General features: G+C 66.6%; 16 protein-coding genes and 1 pseudogene. 8 read left to right on the forward strand and 9 right to left on the reverse strand.

Going from position 1 to position 17,534, the window contains the following annotated elements; translation table 11 throughout:
• The first annotated feature begins 17 nt into the window (after positions 1-17).
• Complete coding sequence (locus MMSP_RS13205) at positions 18-1,955, forward strand: Hsp70 family protein (RefSeq protein WP_020787020.1); 1,938 nt, start codon at positions 18-20, stop codon at positions 1,953-1,955.
• 23 nt (positions 1,956-1,978) lie between these two features.
• On the opposite strand, the gene MMSP_RS13210 is transcribed toward MMSP_RS13205, so the two are convergent.
• From MMSP_RS13210 to MMSP_RS13220, 3 genes are all read right to left on the reverse strand, one after another.
• The gene (locus MMSP_RS13210) at positions 1,979-2,335 is read right to left on the reverse strand and encodes a hypothetical protein (RefSeq protein ID WP_015356275.1); all 357 of its coding nucleotides are present in this window, start codon (positions 2,333-2,335) and stop codon (positions 1,979-1,981) included.
• 94 nt (positions 2,336-2,429) lie between these two features.
• On the reverse strand, positions 2,430-3,536 hold the full coding sequence (locus tag MMSP_RS13215) for an SAM-dependent methyltransferase (RefSeq protein WP_036426490.1): 1,107 nt from the start codon (positions 3,534-3,536) through the stop codon (positions 2,430-2,432).
• A 1-nt stretch (position 3,537) separates the two neighbouring features.
• Complete coding sequence (locus MMSP_RS13220; protein ID WP_012395001.1) at positions 3,538-4,491, reverse strand: SDR family oxidoreductase; 954 nt, start codon at positions 4,489-4,491, stop codon at positions 3,538-3,540.
• An 82-nt stretch (positions 4,492-4,573) separates the two neighbouring features.
• On the opposite strand from MMSP_RS13220, the gene lnt reads away from it, so the two are divergent.
• Together lnt and MMSP_RS13230 are read left to right on the forward strand one after the other, a co-directional pair.
• On the forward strand, positions 4,574-6,076 hold the full coding sequence (gene lnt / locus MMSP_RS13225; protein ID WP_174524128.1) for an apolipoprotein N-acyltransferase: 1,503 nt from the start codon (positions 4,574-4,576) through the stop codon (positions 6,074-6,076).
• Positions 6,073-6,822: an SHOCT domain-containing protein gene (locus MMSP_RS13230; protein ID WP_020725705.1), complete on the forward strand. Its 750-nt coding sequence runs from the start codon at positions 6,073-6,075 to the stop codon at positions 6,820-6,822. Before lnt ends, MMSP_RS13230 begins: the two co-directional genes overlap by 4 nt.
• Positions 6,823-6,884: 62 nt before the next feature.
• Here MMSP_RS13230 and MMSP_RS13235 read toward each other — a convergent pair whose 3' ends face one another.
• Both MMSP_RS13235 and MMSP_RS13240 read right to left on the reverse strand, forming a co-directional pair.
• Positions 6,885-7,508 (reverse strand): MBL fold metallo-hydrolase, encoded by a 624-nt coding sequence (locus MMSP_RS13235; protein WP_012394998.1) that lies wholly within the window; start codon positions 7,506-7,508, stop codon positions 6,885-6,887.
• A complete protein-coding gene (locus tag MMSP_RS13240; protein ID WP_011739474.1) occupies positions 7,508-8,593 on the reverse strand; it encodes an S-(hydroxymethyl)mycothiol dehydrogenase in 1,086 nt (361 codons plus the stop codon). The genes MMSP_RS13235 and MMSP_RS13240 overlap by 1 nt, the downstream gene beginning before the upstream one ends.
• Positions 8,594-8,732: 139 nt before the next feature.
• Between MMSP_RS13240 and MMSP_RS13245 the strand changes: the two genes are divergently transcribed.
• The 3 genes from MMSP_RS13245 to MMSP_RS13255 all read left to right on the forward strand — a co-directional run bounded on the left by MMSP_RS13245 (position 8,733) and on the right by MMSP_RS13255 (position 11,291).
• The gene (locus MMSP_RS13245; protein WP_085981931.1) at positions 8,733-9,794 is read left to right on the forward strand and encodes a class I SAM-dependent methyltransferase; all 1,062 of its coding nucleotides are present in this window, start codon (positions 8,733-8,735) and stop codon (positions 9,792-9,794) included.
• Between the two features lie 12 nt (positions 9,795-9,806).
• Positions 9,807-10,625 carry a serine hydrolase gene (locus MMSP_RS13250; protein ID WP_012394996.1) on the forward strand — a complete coding sequence of 273 codons (819 nt, stop codon included), beginning with the start codon at positions 9,807-9,809 and terminating at the stop codon, positions 10,623-10,625.
• Between the two features lie 153 nt (positions 10,626-10,778).
• Positions 10,779-11,291 (forward strand): DUF3145 domain-containing protein, encoded by a 513-nt coding sequence (locus MMSP_RS13255; protein ID WP_011739477.1) that lies wholly within the window; start codon positions 10,779-10,781, stop codon positions 11,289-11,291.
• Positions 11,292-11,296: 5 nt separating this feature from the next.
• Here the strand turns inward: MMSP_RS13255 and MMSP_RS13260 are convergent.
• The 3 genes and pseudogenes from MMSP_RS13260 to MMSP_RS13270 all read right to left on the reverse strand — a co-directional run bounded on the left by MMSP_RS13260 (position 11,297) and on the right by MMSP_RS13270 (position 14,398).
• Positions 11,297-11,736 (reverse strand): annotated as a pseudogene (locus MMSP_RS13260) (hypothetical protein).
• Between the two features lie 122 nt (positions 11,737-11,858).
• Complete coding sequence (locus tag MMSP_RS13265) at positions 11,859-12,794, reverse strand: diacylglycerol kinase (RefSeq protein WP_174524092.1); 936 nt, start codon at positions 12,792-12,794, stop codon at positions 11,859-11,861.
• 23 nt (positions 12,795-12,817) lie between these two features.
• Positions 12,818-14,398: an FAD-binding oxidoreductase gene (locus MMSP_RS13270; protein ID WP_020787026.1), complete on the reverse strand. Its 1,581-nt coding sequence runs from the start codon at positions 14,396-14,398 to the stop codon at positions 12,818-12,820.
• A gap of 47 nt (positions 14,399-14,445) precedes the next feature.
• Between MMSP_RS13270 and MMSP_RS13275 the strand changes: the two genes are divergently transcribed.
• Entirely contained in the window at positions 14,446-15,015 is a 570-nt protein-coding gene (locus MMSP_RS13275; RefSeq protein ID WP_012394992.1) for a TetR/AcrR family transcriptional regulator, read from the forward strand.
• Positions 15,015-16,640: a glycerol-3-phosphate dehydrogenase/oxidase gene (locus tag MMSP_RS13280; protein ID WP_020787027.1), complete on the forward strand. Its 1,626-nt coding sequence runs from the start codon at positions 15,015-15,017 to the stop codon at positions 16,638-16,640. The genes MMSP_RS13275 and MMSP_RS13280 overlap by 1 nt, the downstream gene beginning before the upstream one ends.
• Here the strand turns inward: MMSP_RS13280 and MMSP_RS13285 are convergent.
• Positions 16,570-17,457: a hypothetical protein gene (locus tag MMSP_RS13285; protein WP_036426492.1), complete on the reverse strand. Its 888-nt coding sequence runs from the start codon at positions 17,455-17,457 to the stop codon at positions 16,570-16,572. The genes MMSP_RS13280 and MMSP_RS13285 overlap by 71 nt on opposite strands.
• Positions 17,458-17,534: the final 77 nt, after the last annotated feature.

A 17,534-nucleotide genomic window follows, 5' to 3' on the forward strand; every position in this document is an offset into this window, starting at 1 on the left:
ACATGGGGACTTACTAGATGGCAGAGGGAGCACGGCCCGCGCTGGGTCTATCGATCGGTGCCACCAATCTGGCGGCGGTAACCGCCGATAGCGCCATCCTGCGAAAGCCCGTACTGACGCTGTACCGACAGCGTCCACCCGAGATCGGACTGCCGTCGGAGAACCCGAGGCTGGATCAGTCCGGTTTGGTGATCAGCGACTTCGTGGACCGCGTCGGGGACCAGATCGGCATCGTCGCGGCCGACGGGTCGGTGCATCGCAGCGAGGCATTGGTGGCCGATGCGTTGCGGGCGTTGGCATATACGGCCACCGGCGGTCACACCCTGCCCGCCAGTACCGCAGTCGCCTATCCCGCTCACTGGACCACGAGCGCGGTAGACGCATTGGGCGCCGCATTGGGCCGGGTTCCGGAATGGTCGCCGGCGGGGCAGCCTCTGCTGCTGATCCCGGACGCCGCGGCGGCGTTGTTCGCCGCGCGTGCCAACCCTGGCATCCCGGCCCGCGGCGTCGTCGCGGTCTGCGATTTCGGTGGCAGCGGTACCAGCATCACGCTGGCCGACGCCTCCGGCGAATATCAGCCCCTGGGTGCAACGGTGCGGCACCCGGATTTCTCCGGCGATCTGATCGATCAGTCGCTGTTGACCTACGTCATGTCCGAGATGCCGGCGACGGGTTCTTTCGATCCGTCGGGGACCTCGGCGATCGGCTCATTGAACCGGTTGCGCGCCGAGTGCCGCCAGGCCAAGGAGCAGCTCTCCCTCAGCACGGTGGCCACGCTGTCTGACGCGTTGCCCGGGGTAAGCGGAGAGGTTCGGCTCACCAGGAACGAGTTGGACGAGACGATCCGCGATTCGCTCGATGGATTTGCCCGCGTTGTCGAACACACGCTGCAGCGCGCCGGCGTCCCCGCCGCGGACCCGGTCGCCATCGTCACCGTCGGTGGTGGCGCCAATATCCCGTCGGTCACCACAACGCTGTCGGGGCGCTTCGGCGTACCGGTGATTACCGCACCCCGCCCGCAGCTGACAGCCGCGACCGGCGGGGCGCTGCGGGCTGCCCGGGGACCGGGTGATTCCAGTGCGACGGTGTTGACCTCAGCGGCACCGATGACCCAGACCGCGATGGCGCCGCTGGACCCAGACGTCGGGGCGGTCGCGGCGGCCGACGCGCCGGTGTCGGCGTTGCAGCCCGCTTTGGCATGGTCGGAAGCCGACGACCAATCCCGGGCGATGCCGGTGGTCGGCGACGATTATTCGGGGGCTTCCGGCTACACCTCCGCGCGGCCCCAGCTGACCTTTGAAGAGAATGCCCGGGCGGAGCCGGCGCCCAAGTCCGTGGTGATCCCGTGGTACCGCCTGCCCGGAGTAATCATCGTCGCAACGGTGGTTGCGGTGCTGCTCGTCGGCGCCGCGGTCGCGATCGCGCTGAGCTCCGGAGAACAGCCGGCGACTCGCTCGCCCGAAGCGACCACGTCCCCGCCCACCTCGGCCCCCGCAGCCGTGCCACCGGTGACCGATGCCGGAACTTCCGCGCCCGCGCCGTCCACTCAGCCACCTGCCTCCCAGGAGCCGGCGCCGCCGCCGACACAGCAGGCGCCCCCGCCGCCGTCGACCGAGGCACCGCCGCCCTCAACCACACAAGCCCCGGTCACCACCCAGCCTCCGGCCACCACCGAGGCGCCGCCGGCAACCACCCAGCCGCCGGTCACCACCGAGGCGCCGCCCACCACGCAGGCGCCGGCGACACAGCAACTGCCCACGCCGCCCCCGATCCCGCCCATTCCCCAGATTCCGCCCATCCCGCAGATCCCGGGAATCGGTTTCCCGCAGGTGCCGCAGGTGCCGCAGATACCTCAGGTGCCTCAGGTGCCGGGAGTTCCCGGGTTCGGCCAAGTCATCGCGCCGCAGGTCATTGCGCCGCAAGTAATTGCGCCCCAGGCGGCAAACGGTCAATGAGGTGAGCGACCGCCCCGCGGCGTTCAGCTGGCGGCATCCTTGAGGACGCGCTCGTTGTAGGCCTTGTCTTGGGCGTAGTTTTCTTCGGCGCTCCACTCGCCGGTCCCGTCGGCCTTGCCTGCTGTGGCGACGTCTTTGGCCTTCGCCGCTGGGGCGTTCCGGTCACCGGCGGCTTTGGGGTCGCCGTTTTCGTCGAGCCAGTCGTTGACCGCGGTCCCGGTGATGGTCTTGCCGGAACCGGGTAACACCAGCGTCGGCCGGTCCTCATAGGCAGTCATCATCTCGGCGGCCTTGTCTTGGGCGCCTTGGTCCGGCTCGATGTTGTCGCAACGATCCGGCTCCTCATGTTGGTCAGCCGGCTGATCTTGGGCTGCAGTCATGGCTCTTGCTCCCTGCGCAGTTAGTTGCGGTTGTGACCGACCCTCTGCTCCGGTTACCCATCCCGGTGCCGGGTCGAAACGCGCGCTACCGCGATCAGGCGCGCTTGGCAAGCACCAGCGATGCCAGCGGAATCCGCATCGGCTCGGGCTGGCTTGCCAGCCGGTCGGCGACGGAAGCCTCCAGCTGCTCGATGAACGCGGTTGCGCGAGGGTCGCCGGTCCCGCAGTCCAACGCGGCCGCGAGCGTGGGGAACAATGCCGCCCGGGCGAAGCCGGCCCACTGCGCTCCGAAAGCCTCTGCGTCGCCGTCTGATTGGAAGGCGGCCCAGAACCGGTCCTCGGCGTTGAACACGTCGAGCTGCTCGATGGTCAGACCCTCGAACCAGCCGCGCGGCGCAAACGGAGCGCGCAGGTCCTTTTCGGCCCGGGCGACCACAGGTATCGCCATGCGTCGCAGCTCTTCTGGGCGCAGCAGCCCGTCGCGCACCTGATCGTTGAGCGCCGCCACAAGCGCGTCGTTCATCGGTCGATAGCCGAAGTGGCCGTGTTCGTCGAGCGCCATTGTCAGCACCACCAATCGCCCGCCCGGACACAGCTCCCGCCGCCGGAAGGCAAGAAAGTCTTGCCAATCCGTGGCGGCCTGGTGCGCGTATGCCGCGCGCGCTCGCTCGTCTTTGCTGTAGGCGACTTGCGCGTGATCGGTGAGTTCCGGCGCCCCCGCGGGGATTCGGCTAAGCCATTGGATCGCCCATGAACTCCAGCCCAGGCTCACCGTATTGCTGGGCAGGATCTGGGTATAAAACGACCTGCCGACTGCCGATGCGAAGCTCGCCGAGTCATGGTGCAGGTAGCTGTCCGGGTCATCGGCCAAGGTGCGGAACAAGGCAGTGAAATCGTTGTCCGGTACCTCGGTGTGCGCCACCATGATTGCGCGATCTTCGCGGATGCGCCGGCGAAGTGCGTTGATCGCGGCCATCATGGGCTTGAGTGAATTGTGGCCGGTGGCCACCCCATAGTCGGCGATGACGACCGGTTGCGGTGCATCGGGCAGCGGCACGGTTTGGGCGGCCTTTTCGAACAGCGTGATGGCCGGCGACAAGCCCGCGGCCTGTAGTCTTGACGACTGGCTGTAGGTCGCACTTTCCATTGGCGCCGGCCGGACCACCACACTTGACTCCGGCAGCCTGATCTCCCGTGGCATGTCAGCTCGACGTGGGGTAACCGACACCCGTGAGACGTTCGGAAACCTCCCAAAGGCGTTGGCAGTCAGCGTCATTGCCAGCACGAGCGGGCACCTTGGCCGCCCTCACACCGCCACCGGCCGCCTCATAGAAGCCCCGCGGGCCGTAGAAAGCACCGCCCTCGGCCTGCGGTGTAACGGCGGCGTAGAGCGCCGGCAGGATCCCGTCTTCGATTTCTTGCCAAAGGAACGGAGCGAAACGCCATGAGGTGGTGTAGAACCGCTGCATCAGTGCCGGCTTCTCCCGCCCATGCGAAGGCCCGCTGATCTGCAGGTTGGTCTTGGTCAGTCCTGGGTGCGCCGCGTTGGACATCACGCCCCAACCCGCCGCCCGGCTGCGACGGTCCAGCTCGCGCGCGAACATCAGCACCGCCAGCTTGGATTGACCGTATGCCGTCATCGCAGCGTATGACTTCTCGAACTGCAGGTCGTCAAAGTGGATACGGCCACGCCGGGCCGCCAGGCTGCTCAGCGATACCACCCGCGCGCCTTGCGCCGCGCGCAGCAGCGGCAGCACGTGCGCGGTCAGCGCGAAGTGTCCGAGATGGTTACTGCCGAACTGCAATTCGAAGCCGTCGGCGGTGGTATCACGTTCGGGCGGAGTCATGACGCCGGCGTTGTTGATCAGGATGTCGATCGGGCGGCCCTCGGAGTTGAGCTGGTCACCCAATGCGGCTACCGACGCCAGCGAGGACAGATCGAGCGCTTTGATACTCAACTTGGCATCGGGCACGGCACTGCGGATCTCCTCGATCGCCGCCTCGCCCTTGGCGCGGTTACGGATTGCCATCACCACATCGGCGCCCGCCGCCGACAGCCGCCGGGCCAGCCCAAAACCCAACCCGCTATTGGCTCCGGTGACTATCGCGAGTTTTCCGGACAGATCGGGCACGGTGGCGATGAGATCGCTGGCCATGCGTATCACTCCCTTTCCGGTGTTGCTGTCCAGTGTGCGCTTTTCCCCGCTATCCGCGAGTCGGAGCGGCATGCTTTAGCCCATGGTCCCGCACCCGAGAGCGCTCCGGCGGCGTGCTTTCGGGTGGACGGCAGCATTGGCCCTCGGCACGCTACCCGCGCTCGCTTTCCCGGCGCCATCGTGGTGGTGGTTGGCCTGGTTCGCGCTGGTGCCGCTGCTGCTGCTGGTGCGGGCAGCGGCGACGTCCGGCGATGGTGCGGTGCGGGCCGGTTGCGGTGTTGCCGGCTTCGTGCTGGCCAACCAGTACTGGTTGGCCGCCAGCATCGGCCCGCTGCTGGCGTTGTTGGCTCTCGGAATGGGCGCGTTGTGGTTGCCGTGGGGTTGGGTTGCGCACCGCCTGCTGTCGGCACCGCTTTCCGCCGCCCGCGCGGCTGGGGCACTGGCCGTCGTACCGAGCGCCTGGGTGGTGGCAGAAGCGGCGCGGTCCTGGCCGCCATTGGGCGGTCCGTGGGCTCCGCTGGGTGCGTCGCAATGGAACCAGCCCTACACGCTGGCGTCGGCATCGGTGGGCGGGGTGTGGCTGACCAGCTTTCTGGTGATGGCCGTCAATACCGCCATCGTGGCCGGCATCGTGGGCCGAGGGCTGCCCCGGCTGGTGCTGCTGGGCTGCGCGGTGGCGGGGGTGGGCCTCGGACCGCTGTGGTACCTCGTTGGCCCAGCTCCCGCTGCGGGTCCGGCGATTCGGGTGGCGCTGGTGCAGCCGGGCCCCATCGCCGACTCGACGGCCCGCCAGGCGGCCGGTGAAGAACTGACCGCCGGCTTGGTGGGTCAACGGCCGGACCTGGTGGTCTGGGGGGAAAGCAGCGTCGGCCACGACCTGGCCGACCATCCCGGCGACCTGGCCCGGCTGGCGGACCTGTCCGCGCGGGTTGGCGCGGATCTGCTGGTCAATGTCGATGCGCGGGCACCGGGCGGGGGCATCTACAAGTCGTCGGTGCTGCTCGGTGAGCACGGCGTGGCGGGCAGCTACCGCAAGACCCGCTTGGTGCCGTTTGGTGAATACGTTCCGCTGCGGCGGTTGGTTGGCTGGATCACCCAGGGCACCAAGGCCGCCGCGGAGGACCGGCGGCGGGGAACCGGCCCGGTGGTGCTGCATGCCGGACCGCTGGCCATCGGACCGCTGATCAGCTACGAGACGACGTTTTCCGATCTGGCCCGACGCGAAGCGCTGCTGGGCGCCGAGTTGTTGGCATTCCAGAGTTCCACCTCGTCGTTTCAAGGGAGTTGGGCGCAGCCGCAGTTGGCCAGCCAACCCGCGGTGCGTGCCGTCGAAGTGGGGCGACCCGCGGTGCACGCCGGGTTGTCCGGTGACAGTTCGGCCTTCGACGCCCGGGGACGCCGGCTGGCGTGGTGCCCGTCGGACTTCGCGGGCGTGACGGTGGACAGCATCGAGCTGGGTTCGCGCGACACGCTGTATCGACGACTGGGGGATTGGGTGCCGGTGACGGCCCTGGTGGTGCTGGCGGGATACGCCGGCTCAGCTGGGCTTCGCCGCTATCGAATGCGTGACACACTGCGTGCATGACTAGCAGACGGGTCGCCAAGTTTTCGCTGACCGTCGCCATCCTCACGTTGGTGGTGTCGGTGGCCGGCTTCATCGTCACCCTGGTGCTCAACGCGTTCTTCCTGGACAAGTACGACGCGTACGGCGAGGTGGCGATCCCCGGTTCGGGCAGCGTGCATTTGCCGGCCGGAGATGTCACCGTCAGCCTGCACACGCTGGTCATCGGCGGCACCAACGGCGTTGGCCTGCCGGTGCCGCCGTTGGGGATCTCGATCAGTCCGCCCGACGGTGTACCGCAACCGGAGGTAACCGAAAGTATCGGCAGCACAACGACGGTCAACAACGACGCCCACGTACGGGTATGGATGGTCCGCGTTCCCGTCGAGGCCACCTACCGCGTCACGACCGACGGTGAGGTCGGCGGATACATCAACCCCCGGCTGGCGTTCGGGCACCAGAGTTCGTATGGCTGGTTGGTGTGGGTTTTCGTCGCCATGTTCGGCGTCGGGCTGATCGACTTGGTGCTTTCGGTGGTGTGGTTGAGCCGCAGCCGCCCGGCCGCATCGGCGTCGCCGGCCAGCCCCTACTTTGCCGAAGCACCCGTCCTGGCTTCCCACCCCAGCGATCCGCCCAGGACGGCCTACGAGCCCAGCGACGACGGGATCAGGCTGGAGCGGCTCAAGACGCTGGCGGCGTTGCGCGATTCGGGGGCGCTGACCGAGGAGGAATTCCAGAGCGAGAAACGCCGGATCCTCGACGGCAGATAGCCGGCGTCGCGCGGGCGCGTGGCTTGCTTGCCGATTTCGGTGAGCGTTTGACCTGTTGCGCCCTAGTGGCCGCGGGCCACCCATTCTTCGTAGTGCACGATTTCGTCGCCGATGGTGGTGCTGTCGCCATGGCCGGTATGCACGACGGTGTCGCCGGGCAGCTTGCCCAGCCGTTCGGATATCGACTGCAGGATGGTCGGGAAGTCGGAAAACGAGCGTCCCGTCGCGCCGGGTCCGCCGCAAAACAGCGTGTCCCCGCTGAACACCACATCCAGCTCCGGGGCGTACCAGCACACCGATCCCGGGGAGTGGCCCGGAGTGTGCAGTGCGCGTAGCTCGGTACCGCCGACCCGCAGCGTCTCAACGTCAGAGACAGCGCGAAAGTCCTTGTCCGGATGGGTCATCCGCCACAGCATCTCATCGCCGGGGTGGAGCAGCACCGGAGCGTCGAGTGCCGCGCCGAGTTCGGGAGCCACCGTCACGTGGTCGTTGTGGCCGTGGGTGCATACCACCGCAACCACATTGCGGCCGGCGACCGCCTCGATGATCGGAGCCGCCTGATGGGCGGCGTCGAAGACCACCACATCGGAGTCGTCGCCGACCAGCCAGATGTTGTTGTCGACTTCCCAACTGCCGCCGTCGAGTTCGAAGGTTCCGTGGGTCACCACCCGGTCGATGTGAACCACTACAACACCACCACCGAGCGCAGCACCTTGCCGGCGTGCATCTTCTCGAATGCCTCCTCGATACCGCCCAGACCGATCTGCTCGGAAACGAACTTGTCCAGCGGAAGCCGGCCCTGCAGGTAGAGGTCGATCAGGGTGGGGAAGTCGCGCTCGGGTAGGCAATCGCCGTACCAGGACGACTTCAACGCGCCACCGCGGGAGAAGAAGTCCACCAGCGGCATGTCCAGCCGCATGTCGGGGGTGGGAACCCCCACCAGGACAACGGTTCCGGCCAGATCGCGAGCGTAGAACGCCTGCTTCCAGGTTTCGGGCCGGCCGACCGCGTCGATCACCACGTCGACCCCAAAGCCGCCGGTGAGGTCCTGGATCGTTTCGACGACGTCGAGTTCGCGGGCGTTGACGGTGTGGGTGGCGCCGAAGGCGCGCGCCCACTCCAGTTTGGTGTTGTCGGTGTCGACGGCGATGATCTTCTTGGCTCCGACCAGCGCCGCACCGGCGATGGCGGCATCACCCACGCCGCCACAACCGATCACCGCGACGGTGTCATCGCGGGTGACGCCACCGGTGTTGACCGCGGCGCCCAGTCCGGCCATCACCCCGCAACCCAACAGGCCCGCCACGGCGGGGTCGGCCGCGGGATCAACCTTGGTGCATTGGCCGGAGTGCACCAGCGTCTTGTCGGCGAATGCCCCGATGCCCAGTGCCGGGGTGAGTTCGGTGCCGTCGGTCAGTGTCATCTTCTGCTCGGCGTTGAACGTGTCGAAACAGTAGCTCGGCCGGCCCCGTTTGCAGGCCCGGCACTGGCCGCACACCGCACGCCAGTTCAGGATCACGAAATCGCCTGGCTCCACGTTGGTTACCCCGGGCCCAACCGCTTCGACCGTGCCCGCGGCCTCGTGGCCCAACAGGAACGGGTACTCGTCGTTGATGCCGCCCTCGCGGTAGGTCAGATCGGTGTGACAAACGCCGCAAGCGCTGATATCGACGACGGCTTCGCCGGGCCCGGGATCCGGGACGACGATGTCCACCAATTCAACGGGTTCGCCCTTTTTCCGGGAAATTACGCCGCGCACTGTCTGACTCATGGCCTCTAACCTACTGTTCGGCATTCGCGGCGGTTGCGCCGCGCCTGCGCTCGCGGCGCCCATATTGCGTTGAGCTTTGGTCTCGATAGCCGGCCCGACGGGCGGCGATGCCGGTGTAGCGTCGCTGAGCATGACGGCAATCGACGGCGGAACCGAAACCACGGAGGAATTCGGCGGCAGAATTGTCGCGGCCATCGACAGCGCCGGTTTGACGATCTTGCTCAGTGTCGGACATCAGACCGGGCTGCTGGATGTCATTTCTCAATTGCCGCCGTCCACTAGCGCCCAAATCGCCGAGGCGGTGGGCCTCGACGAGCGCTATGTGCGGGAATGGCTGGGCGGGATGACGGCCGGGCAGGTGATCGAGTACGACGCCGAGACGGCCACATATTCGCTGCCCGAACATCGCGCGGCCATGCTGACGCGGGCCGCCGGCCCGAACAACCTGGCCCGCGTGACGCAATTCATCTCACTGCTCGGAGAGGTCGAACAGAAGGTGATCGCCTGCTTCCGGGAAGGGGGCGGTGTGCACTACACCCAATACCCGCGCTTTCACACGCTGATGGCCGAGATGAGCGGCGAGGTATTCGACAGTGCGCTGGTCGACGTGATTGTGCCGCTGGTCGAGGGCCTTCCCGAACGCTTGCAGGCCGGCGCGGAGGTGGCCGATTTCGGTTGCGGTAGCGGTCACGCGGTCAACCTGTTGGCGCAGGCATTTCCGAAAAGCCGGTTCACCGGCATCGACTTCTCCGAGCCAGCCATCGCGGCTGCCTCCCAGGAGGCGCAGCGTCGCGGCCTGTCCAACGCAACCTTTCAATCTCGGGATCTGACCACCCTGGACGATGTCGGGGTCTACGACGTCATCACCGCCTTCGATACCATTCACGATCAGGCGCAGCCGGCGCGCGTGCTGGAGAACATCTACCGCGCGCTGCGGCCCGGCGGCGTGCTGCTGATGGTCGACGTCAAGGCGTCGAGCCGACTCGAAGACAACGTCGGCAACCCGATGAGCACCTACCTGTACACAATTTCGATGATGCACTGCATGACCGTGTCGCTGGCGCTGGACGGCGTCGGCTTGGGGACGGTGTGGGGCAGCCAGCTGGCCACCAAGATGCTGGCCGACGCCGGATTCGAGGACGTGACGGTGGCCGAGATCGAGTCGGACCCGCTGAACAACTACTACATCGCCAGGAAGTGACGAACCGCCACGATGGCTGCTCTGGACGCTCTTGATGATTGGCCGGTACCGGCCGCCGCCGCAGCGGTGATCGGCCCTACCGGTGTATTGGCGACGCACGGCAATGTCGAGAAGGTCTTCGCGTTGGCCTCGGTGACCAAACCGATGGCGGCGCGCGCCGCGCAGATCGCGATCGAGGAAGGCGTCGTCGACCTCGACACCCCGGCGGGCCCGCCCGACTCCACCATTCGCCACCTCCTGGCGCACACCTCGGGCCTGTCAATGCACACCAATCAGGTGCTCGCCCGGCCCGGGACCCGCCGCATGTATTCCAACTACGGCTTCACCGCGCTGGCCGAAGCCGTGGCGCAGGAATCCGGAATCGAGTTCAGTAGCTATCTGGCCGAGGCGGTGTTCGAGCCGCTGGGCATGTCGACGAGCAAGCTGGAAGGCGGCGCGGCCGCGGCCGGGTTCGGGGCCACCTCGACGGTTGGCGACCTGGCGCTGTTCGCGGGCGACCTGTTGCGTCCGTCGACGGTCTCCCCGCCGATGCACGCCGAGGCGATCGCCGTGCAGTTTCCCGGTCTGGACGGTGTGTTGCCCGGATTTGGTGTGCAGCGCCCCAACGACTGGGGGCTGGGATTTGAGATCAAGAGCGCCAAGTCGCCGCACTGGACCGGTATCCGCAACTCGCCGCGAACCTACGGCCATTTCGGGCAGGCGGGCGGCTTCATCTGGGTGGATCCCGAAGCCGACCTGGCGCTGGTGGTCCTTACCGACCGTGATTTCGGGGACTGGGCGCGAGAGCCCTGGCCAGCGCTTTCGGACTCCGTACTAGCCGAATATGCCTAATGCGAACTGCACACTAGCGCAACAGGGGTCTCACAGGGCACAATAGACACGCAAGACATCAAAAATCGCAGAAGTTTCGTCGCAGGCATCCCGCCTATCGGGTTCACCAGGTCGTTGGGGAAGACGTCCCTCGTGGAACCGAAGGAGTAAGAGATGCGTGCATCGAATCAGTTCGCCGACGTGACGAGCGGCGTGGTGTACGTCCACGCCTCTCCAGCGGCGGTGTGCCCGCATGTCGAGTGGGCACTGTCGTCGACCCTGCATGCCAAGGCGAACCTGGTCTGGACGCCGCAGCCGGCGATGCCTGGCCAGTTGCGTGCCGTCACCAACTGGGTCGGGCCGGTGGGCACCGGCGGCCGGCTGGCCAACGCGTTGCGCTCGTGGTCGGTGCTGCGGTTTGAGGTCACCGAGGATCCCAGCCCCGGCGTGGACGGGCAGCGGTTCTGCCACACTCCGCAGCTCGGCTTGTGGAGCGGGGCGATGAGCGCCAACGGCGACACCATGGTGGGTGAGATGCGGCTTCGGACCCTGATGGCGCAGGGGGCGGACACCCTTGCTGCCGAATTGGACTCGGTGCTCGGAACGGCGTGGGACGAGGCGCTGGAGGATTACCGCGACGGTGGCGACACCGGTGAGGTGACCTGGCTCAGCCGCGGCGTCGGCTAGTCCGGCTAGCTGACCGGCACCGCGACCGGTTTGGCCGACAACGGCATATCGACGTTGCCTTTGCACGCGCCGCTGTAGATGTTGGTGTGAAAGACGCCGGTGAGAATTCCGTAGTCGCCGGGCGTGTACACCGAGATGGATTTGGCCGGGTTGTACTCAATGGTGCCGTCCGGCAGTAGACAATCCCAATTCCAGGTCATCTCGCGTACCCATTGGGACCCGTTCCAGGTGAATTCGATTGATTGCGGCATGGATTCATTTTTGGGCGGGGGAGGGTTATTCACCCCCTGCTGGTGCCGGTCTTCGCATTGGCGGCGAGCGTCAGAATGTAATCCCCATTCCATGCCGCAACTTCACCCGCGTAAGCCGGCGGCGCGAAACACAACGAGACGCAAAACCAAGCCGCTGCCGCGGCTCCAAGTCCGGTTTGGTGAGGCCTCGACATCTTTCCTCCCAGGTGAGCGGCTCTGAGAAAGATGTCGTATTCGGTGCATTAGGTGTTACAGGAAGGGGCGTCGACAGGTCGCCCGAGAATTGGCATCGGCGACCCGGCAGCGCTGCAAATGATTATCGGTCGTTGGGCCGCAATATCTGCAGTGCGCCCGCAACCGCGGAGATATTGGCCGGCAATGGGCACGCGTAGTCACCGTCGGCATACACGTTGATGCCAGGACATTCAACGTCGATGGACTTGGCTCGTGCGGTGGTCACTTCGTCGAGCTCCACATGAGTGCCCTTGACCACCGTCGGGAACAGCCGCAGGAATCTGCTGCGCGGGCCGGATCGCACCATGGTGATGTCCAGCAGACCGTCGGTACGGTCGGCGTTGGGGCACATCAGCATCCCGCCGCCGTAGCTGCGGGTGTTGCCGAAGGTCGCCAGCGTGAGGTCGGTTTCGATCTCCTCGGTGCCGTCGAGCACGAGCCGGAATGGCAATGGCCGCAGCTGCGACAGTTCGACCAGCATCGCGATGTAGTACCGCAGTCGTCCGTGTGGCCAGGTCATCCGGTTGGCCCGGTCGGTTACCAGCGAATCGAAACCGGTTGCGGCCAGGGTGCCAAACCATTTGTCGCACTTGTCTTTGCCGCTGCCGGCCTGAATCCGGCCCAGGTCGATGGTTTCGGTCCAGCCGTCCACCACGATGTCCGCGGCGGCTTCGGCATCCTTTGTGGGAATCTCGAATTCACGTGCGTGATCGTTGCCGGTGCCGGCCGGGATGATGCCCAGCGGGACATCGGTTTCGGCCAGCACCTGCAACGCGTTGGAGATGACGCCGTCGCCGCCGGTCACGACGACCGCATCGGTGCCCTTCTCGACCGCCGCGGCCAGCAGGTAGCGCGCATCCTCGGCGTTTTCACCAACGATCTCGATGACCTCGACGCCACGATGATGCAGCCGGGCGATCGCGTGCTGGGCGGCCTGGACCGCGGCACCATGTCCGGACAGCGGATTGGTCAGGGCGGTCACCTTGCTGATGCTGCGCTGACGTAGTTGCCCTGCCAACGGGTTGACCGGGTTCTCGGGGGTCACGGAATCAGCTTGCCGGGGTTGAGGATCCCAGCCGGGTCCAGGGTGGCCTTGACCGCGCGCAACAGCTGCACACCCAGGTCGCCCACCTCGTCGCGCATCCAGGGCCGGTGGTCGGCGCCGACGGCGTGGTGGTGCGTGATGGTTGCGCCGGTGGCCATCATCGCATCGGATGCGGCCTTCTTGGCGGCCATCCATTGCTCGATCGGATTACCCCGCTGCCCGGCGACGACGGTGAAGTACAGCGATGCACCGGTGGGGTAGACGTGCGAGACGTGGCACATCACCAGCGCCGGGGTGCCCGACTCCGCCAACGATGTGGTGAGTGCCTCGGTAACCGCGGCTTTGACCGCGGCAATGTTGGACCAGTCGGTGGCCGTCTCGAGGGTTTCGCAGAGCGCACCGGCGGCCAGCAATGAATCGCGCAGGTAGGGAGCGCTGAACCGGCCATGCTCCCAGCTCTGGGCCGGGCCTTCACCCAGCGACTTGCCGCCATGGGCCTCCAGCGACGCGCGGGTCTCGGCGTGCCTGCTTTCGGTGTGTTCCTTGGTGCCCTCGAACAGGGTCAGCCCCAGACATCCGCCGGTTACCTGGTTTTCGCCGATCGACTCGTGGGTGGCCAGGTTGATCCCGGTTTCGGCCTCATCGGAAAGGCGCACCACGGTCGGGCCGGTGCCGGTCTGGGTGATCGCGCGCAGGGCTGCGACCCCGGTGCTGAAGTCCGGAAACGACCACGCCTCATATCGGGTGGTTTCGGGCACCGGGTGCACCCGCAGCCGCACCTTGGTGATGACACCGAAAACACCTTCCGAGCCGATCGCCAGCTGACGCAGGTCCGGACCGGCGGCGGAGGCGGCCACCCGACCAAGATCCAGCACGCCTGCCGGAGTGATCATGCGCAATCCGATGATCATGTCGTTGAAGCGGCCATACCCGGCCGAGTCCTGGCCTGAGGACCGGGTCGCCGCGAAGCCGCCGATGGTTGCGTATTCGAAGCTCTGCGGGAAGTGCCCGAGAGAGAAGCCGCGCTCGCCGAGCAGCCGTTCGGCGTCCGGGCCGGTGACGCCGGCGCCCAGTTCGGCGATGCCCGAGACTTCGTCGAGGGAGTGCAGTTCGTTGAACCGGCGTAGGTCCAGCGAGATCACGGCGCTGAACTGGCCGCGGTTGGGGTCCAGCGCACCGGTCACGTTGGTGCCGCCCCCGAACGGGACGATCGCAATGCCCTGATCCGAGCAGTACCGCAGGATCTCGGCAACGGCCTGGTCGTCGCCGGGCAGCAGGACCGCGTCTGGCGCATCCTGGATGCCGGTGTCCTTCCGTCGCAGCATGTCGGGGGTGGACTTGCCGCCAGCGCGCAGCAGCCGGTCGCGGTCGGCGGTGCGCATGTATTCGGGCCCGACAATCTTGGCCAGCGCATCCTGATCGCTTTGCGACAACGCGCACGGGCGCAGCTTGACCTGGTCGGCGCCGAGTTCGGCTTCGCCTGAATCCTCAAGGCCCACAACCTGCTTCAGGAGGGCCCGGATGCCGTCGGAGAGCGGCTTGGCTGCGGCGGGATCTCCCCACGCGTTCCATTTCATCGGTGGAAGGAGTTCCTCAGGATGCGTCATGCGTTACAATATTACACATGTTGTCAATGAGTAATGCTCCCGAAGATATTGGGGACCGCATACTTCAGGCGGCCGCGAGCTGCGTTCGCGACTACGGTGTCGACCGCGTGACCCTCGCCGAGATCGCGCGGCGTGCGGGCGTGAGCCGCCCCACCGTGTACCGCCGCTGGCCGGATACGCGGTCGATCATTTCGGCGCTGCTGACCAGCCATGTCACCGACGTGGTGCGCGCGGTGTCCCTCGACGGCCATGACCGACAGACCGTGGTACGGCAAGTGGTCGCCGTGGCCGATCGGCTCCGGGGCGACGAATTAGTCAAGGCACTCATGCACTCGGACCTGGCCCGGGTGTACATCACCGAGCGTCTCGGCGCCAGCCAGCACTTCCTGCTCGAAGGACTTGCGGCGCGGCTGCAAGTCGCCCAAGGAACGGGCAGCGTCCGCGCCGGCGATCCCCGCAAACTTGCGGCCATGGTCTTGCTGATCACCCAGTCGACCATCCAGTCGGTGGACATCATCGATCCGATCCTCGACTCCGAGGCCCTGGCCGCAGAACTCACCTACTCACTGAACGGATACCTGGCCTAATGCCTGACTCGACCGCACTCAACGCCGCTCGCCGCAGCACCGAACTCACCGCACTCGCTGACGGCGAAGCGCTGGACGTCCTCGTCATCGGCGGCGGCATCACCGGTGTCGGTATCGCCTTGGATGCCGCGTCGCGGGGCCTGCAAGTGGCCCTGGTAGAAAAGCATGACCTGGCCTTCGGCACCAGCCGGTGGAGCTCGAAACTGGTGCACGGCGGGCTGCGGTATCTGGCGAGCGGGAACGTCGGCATCGCCCGCCGCAGCGCCATCGAGCGCGGAATTCTGATGACGCGCAATGCCCCGCATCTTGTTCACGCGATGCCGCAACTGGTCCCGTTGCTGCCGTCGATGGATCATCTCAAGCGTGCCCTGGTGCGGACTGGGTTCCTGGCCGGTGACGCGTTGCGGATGCTTGCGGGCACGCCATCCTCGACATTGCCCCGGTCGCGGCGAGTTTCAGCGCAGCGTGTGGTGGAGCTGGCGCCGACCGTGCGGCGTGACGGGTTGGCCGGCGGCCTTCTCGCCTACGACGGGCAATTGATCGATGACGCCCGGCTGGTTACCGCGGTCGCGCGCACCGCGGCCCAGCACGGTGCGCGCATCCTGACATATGTTGGGGCGTCCGAGGCCACCGGCACGTCGGCTCGGTTGACCGACCAACGTAGCGGAGAGTCGTTCGACGTGTCTGCGCGCGCGGTGATCAACGCCGCTGGAGTGTGGGGTGGCCAGATCGACCCCGCGCTGAAGCTGCGTCCGAGCCGCGGCACCCATCTTGTGTTCGATGCGAACGCCTTCGGCAATCCGACTGCGGCGCTGACTATTCCGATTCCAGGTGAACTCAACCGGTTCGTGTTCGCCATGCCCGAGCAGTTGGGCCGCGTCTATCTCGGGCTTACCGACGAAGACGCCCCAGGTCCGATTCCCGATGTGCCAGAACCTTCTTCGGAAGAAATCATGTTCCTGCTCGATACGGTCAACACCGCGCTGGGCACCGCGTTGCAGACTTCTGACGTCATCGGAGCCTACGCCGGTCTGCGACCGCTGATCGACACCGGCGAAGGTCGCACCGCTGACGTCTCGCGCGACCACGCGGTCATCGAGTCGCCATCGGGTGTGATCAGCGTGGTCGGTGGCAAGCTGACCGAATACCGTTACATGGCAGAGGATGTGCTCAATCGCGCCATCAGCTTGCGGCAGTTGCAGGCCAACCAGTGCCGAACGCGAGACCTGCCGCTGATCGGGGCGCCGGCCACCCCCGGGCCGGCCGCCGGTCCGGGTGGCCTGCCCGAGTCTCTGGTCGCGCGCTTCGGAGCGGAGGCGGCCAACGTCGTCGTGACCGCAACATGTGAGCGGCCTACCGACCCGGTCGCCGAAGGCATCGACGTGACCAGGGCCGAGTTCGAGTACGCGGTCACCCACGAGGGCGCACTGGACGCCGAGGACATTCTCGATCGCCGGACCCGCATTGGGTTGGTGCCCCATGATCGGCAGCGCGTGGTCGGCATCGCCGAGGATTTTCTGGCGGGGGTCTGCTCGCGGGGGGAGGGCGGGGCCGTCAGCTGGCTGCGCGCAGGCGATCGAGGTGGTTGCCGATTCTCTGCACGAGACGGCCGCGCTCGCGTCTGACGTCATCGACGACAATCGGGATGATCGTCCACCCGAGGTCTTGGATCTTGGCCCAGCGGGTCTTGTCCCGCAGCATTTCCACTCGTCCGGCGTGCCAGTCGATGCTGTCGTATTCGGCGGCCAGGCGCAGGTCGGGCCAGGCGAAGTCCACTCGCCACAGCTCGCCATCGGAACCGTGGATTAGATACTGCAGCTCCGGACGCGCCAACCCGCCATCAATCATGACCAGCCGGGTCTCACTTTCCATGGCCGACTCCGCGCGTGGGTCGGCAAGTGGCAGGAGTTCGCGTACCGCAACGATCCCGCGCCGGCCGTGCTGCTCGGCAACCGCGGATTCGATTTGATCGCGAGTGCACTGCATTGACCGCAGCGCGGCATCAAGTGTTGCCAGTGCTCGCGGACGGCGCAGCGCTCTGGCGACCTCGACGGCCGTCCATGCCGGGGCGGTCGCCAGCCGCCCGGCCACCCGCTGCAACCGCGCGCCAATGCGTTGATGAACCATCAGGCCGATCGTGGGGCGCATCCGGACGCCGGGGTCCAGTACGTGGACGGCGGAGCTGCACTCGGTGTCGAACCCGTACAAAGTGGCTGCCGTACCCATGCACGCCACGACCGGCCGGCCCATGAATACGTCGAGTGCGGTCAAGCGGCCCAACAGATTCGGTTCCTCGGCCGCGTAGACGCCATGCCATACCCGCACCAGGCTGCCGTTTCTGACCCGAACATCGAGCTGTTGGCGGGTCATGACCGTCAACAGCTGCGCGGTCGTGGCGAACCCGCCGGATTTCTGCAACAGCGCCTGGGCATCTGTGGGCACTGACCGAGGATGCGAGCAGGGCCTCGGCTTGGCCAGTCAGGCTGGGGATAACTGCGGCGAGCAGACGCAAAATCGCA

This window comes from Mycobacterium sp. 012931, assembly GCF_000419295.1.
GTDB lineage: Bacteria > Actinomycetota > Actinomycetes > Mycobacteriales > Mycobacteriaceae > Mycobacterium > Mycobacterium marinum.

Excerpts from the sequence above, each read along its gene's own strand:
- MMSP_RS13270 (WP_020787026.1), bottom strand. The coding sequence starts at position 14,398 with ATGAAATGGAACGCGTGGGGAGATCCCGCCGCAGCCAAGCCGCTCTCC.
- MMSP_RS13240 (WP_011739474.1), bottom strand. The coding sequence starts at position 8,593 with ATGAGTCAGACAGTGCGCGGCGTAATTTCCCGGAAAAAGGGCGAACCC.
- MMSP_RS13255 (WP_011739477.1), top strand. The coding sequence starts at position 10,779 with ATGCGTGCATCGAATCAGTTCGCCGACGTGACGAGCGGCGTGGTGTAC.
- MMSP_RS13230 (WP_020725705.1), top strand. The coding sequence starts at position 6,073 with ATGACTAGCAGACGGGTCGCCAAGTTTTCGCTGACCGTCGCCATCCTC.
- MMSP_RS13275 (WP_012394992.1), top strand. The coding sequence starts at position 14,446 with ATGTTGTCAATGAGTAATGCTCCCGAAGATATTGGGGACCGCATACTT.
- MMSP_RS13280 (WP_020787027.1), top strand. The coding sequence starts at position 15,015 with ATGCCTGACTCGACCGCACTCAACGCCGCTCGCCGCAGCACCGAACTC.
- MMSP_RS13250 (WP_012394996.1), top strand. The coding sequence starts at position 9,807 with ATGGCTGCTCTGGACGCTCTTGATGATTGGCCGGTACCGGCCGCCGCC.
- MMSP_RS13210 (WP_015356275.1), bottom strand. The coding sequence starts at position 2,335 with ATGACTGCAGCCCAAGATCAGCCGGCTGACCAACATGAGGAGCCGGAT.
- MMSP_RS13215 (WP_036426490.1), bottom strand. The coding sequence starts at position 3,536 with ATGCCACGGGAGATCAGGCTGCCGGAGTCAAGTGTGGTGGTCCGGCCG.
- MMSP_RS13205 (WP_020787020.1), top strand. The coding sequence starts at position 18 with ATGGCAGAGGGAGCACGGCCCGCGCTGGGTCTATCGATCGGTGCCACC.
- MMSP_RS13220 (WP_012395001.1), bottom strand. The coding sequence starts at position 4,491 with ATGGCCAGCGATCTCATCGCCACCGTGCCCGATCTGTCCGGAAAACTC.
- lnt (WP_174524128.1), top strand. The coding sequence starts at position 4,574 with ATGGTCCCGCACCCGAGAGCGCTCCGGCGGCGTGCTTTCGGGTGGACG.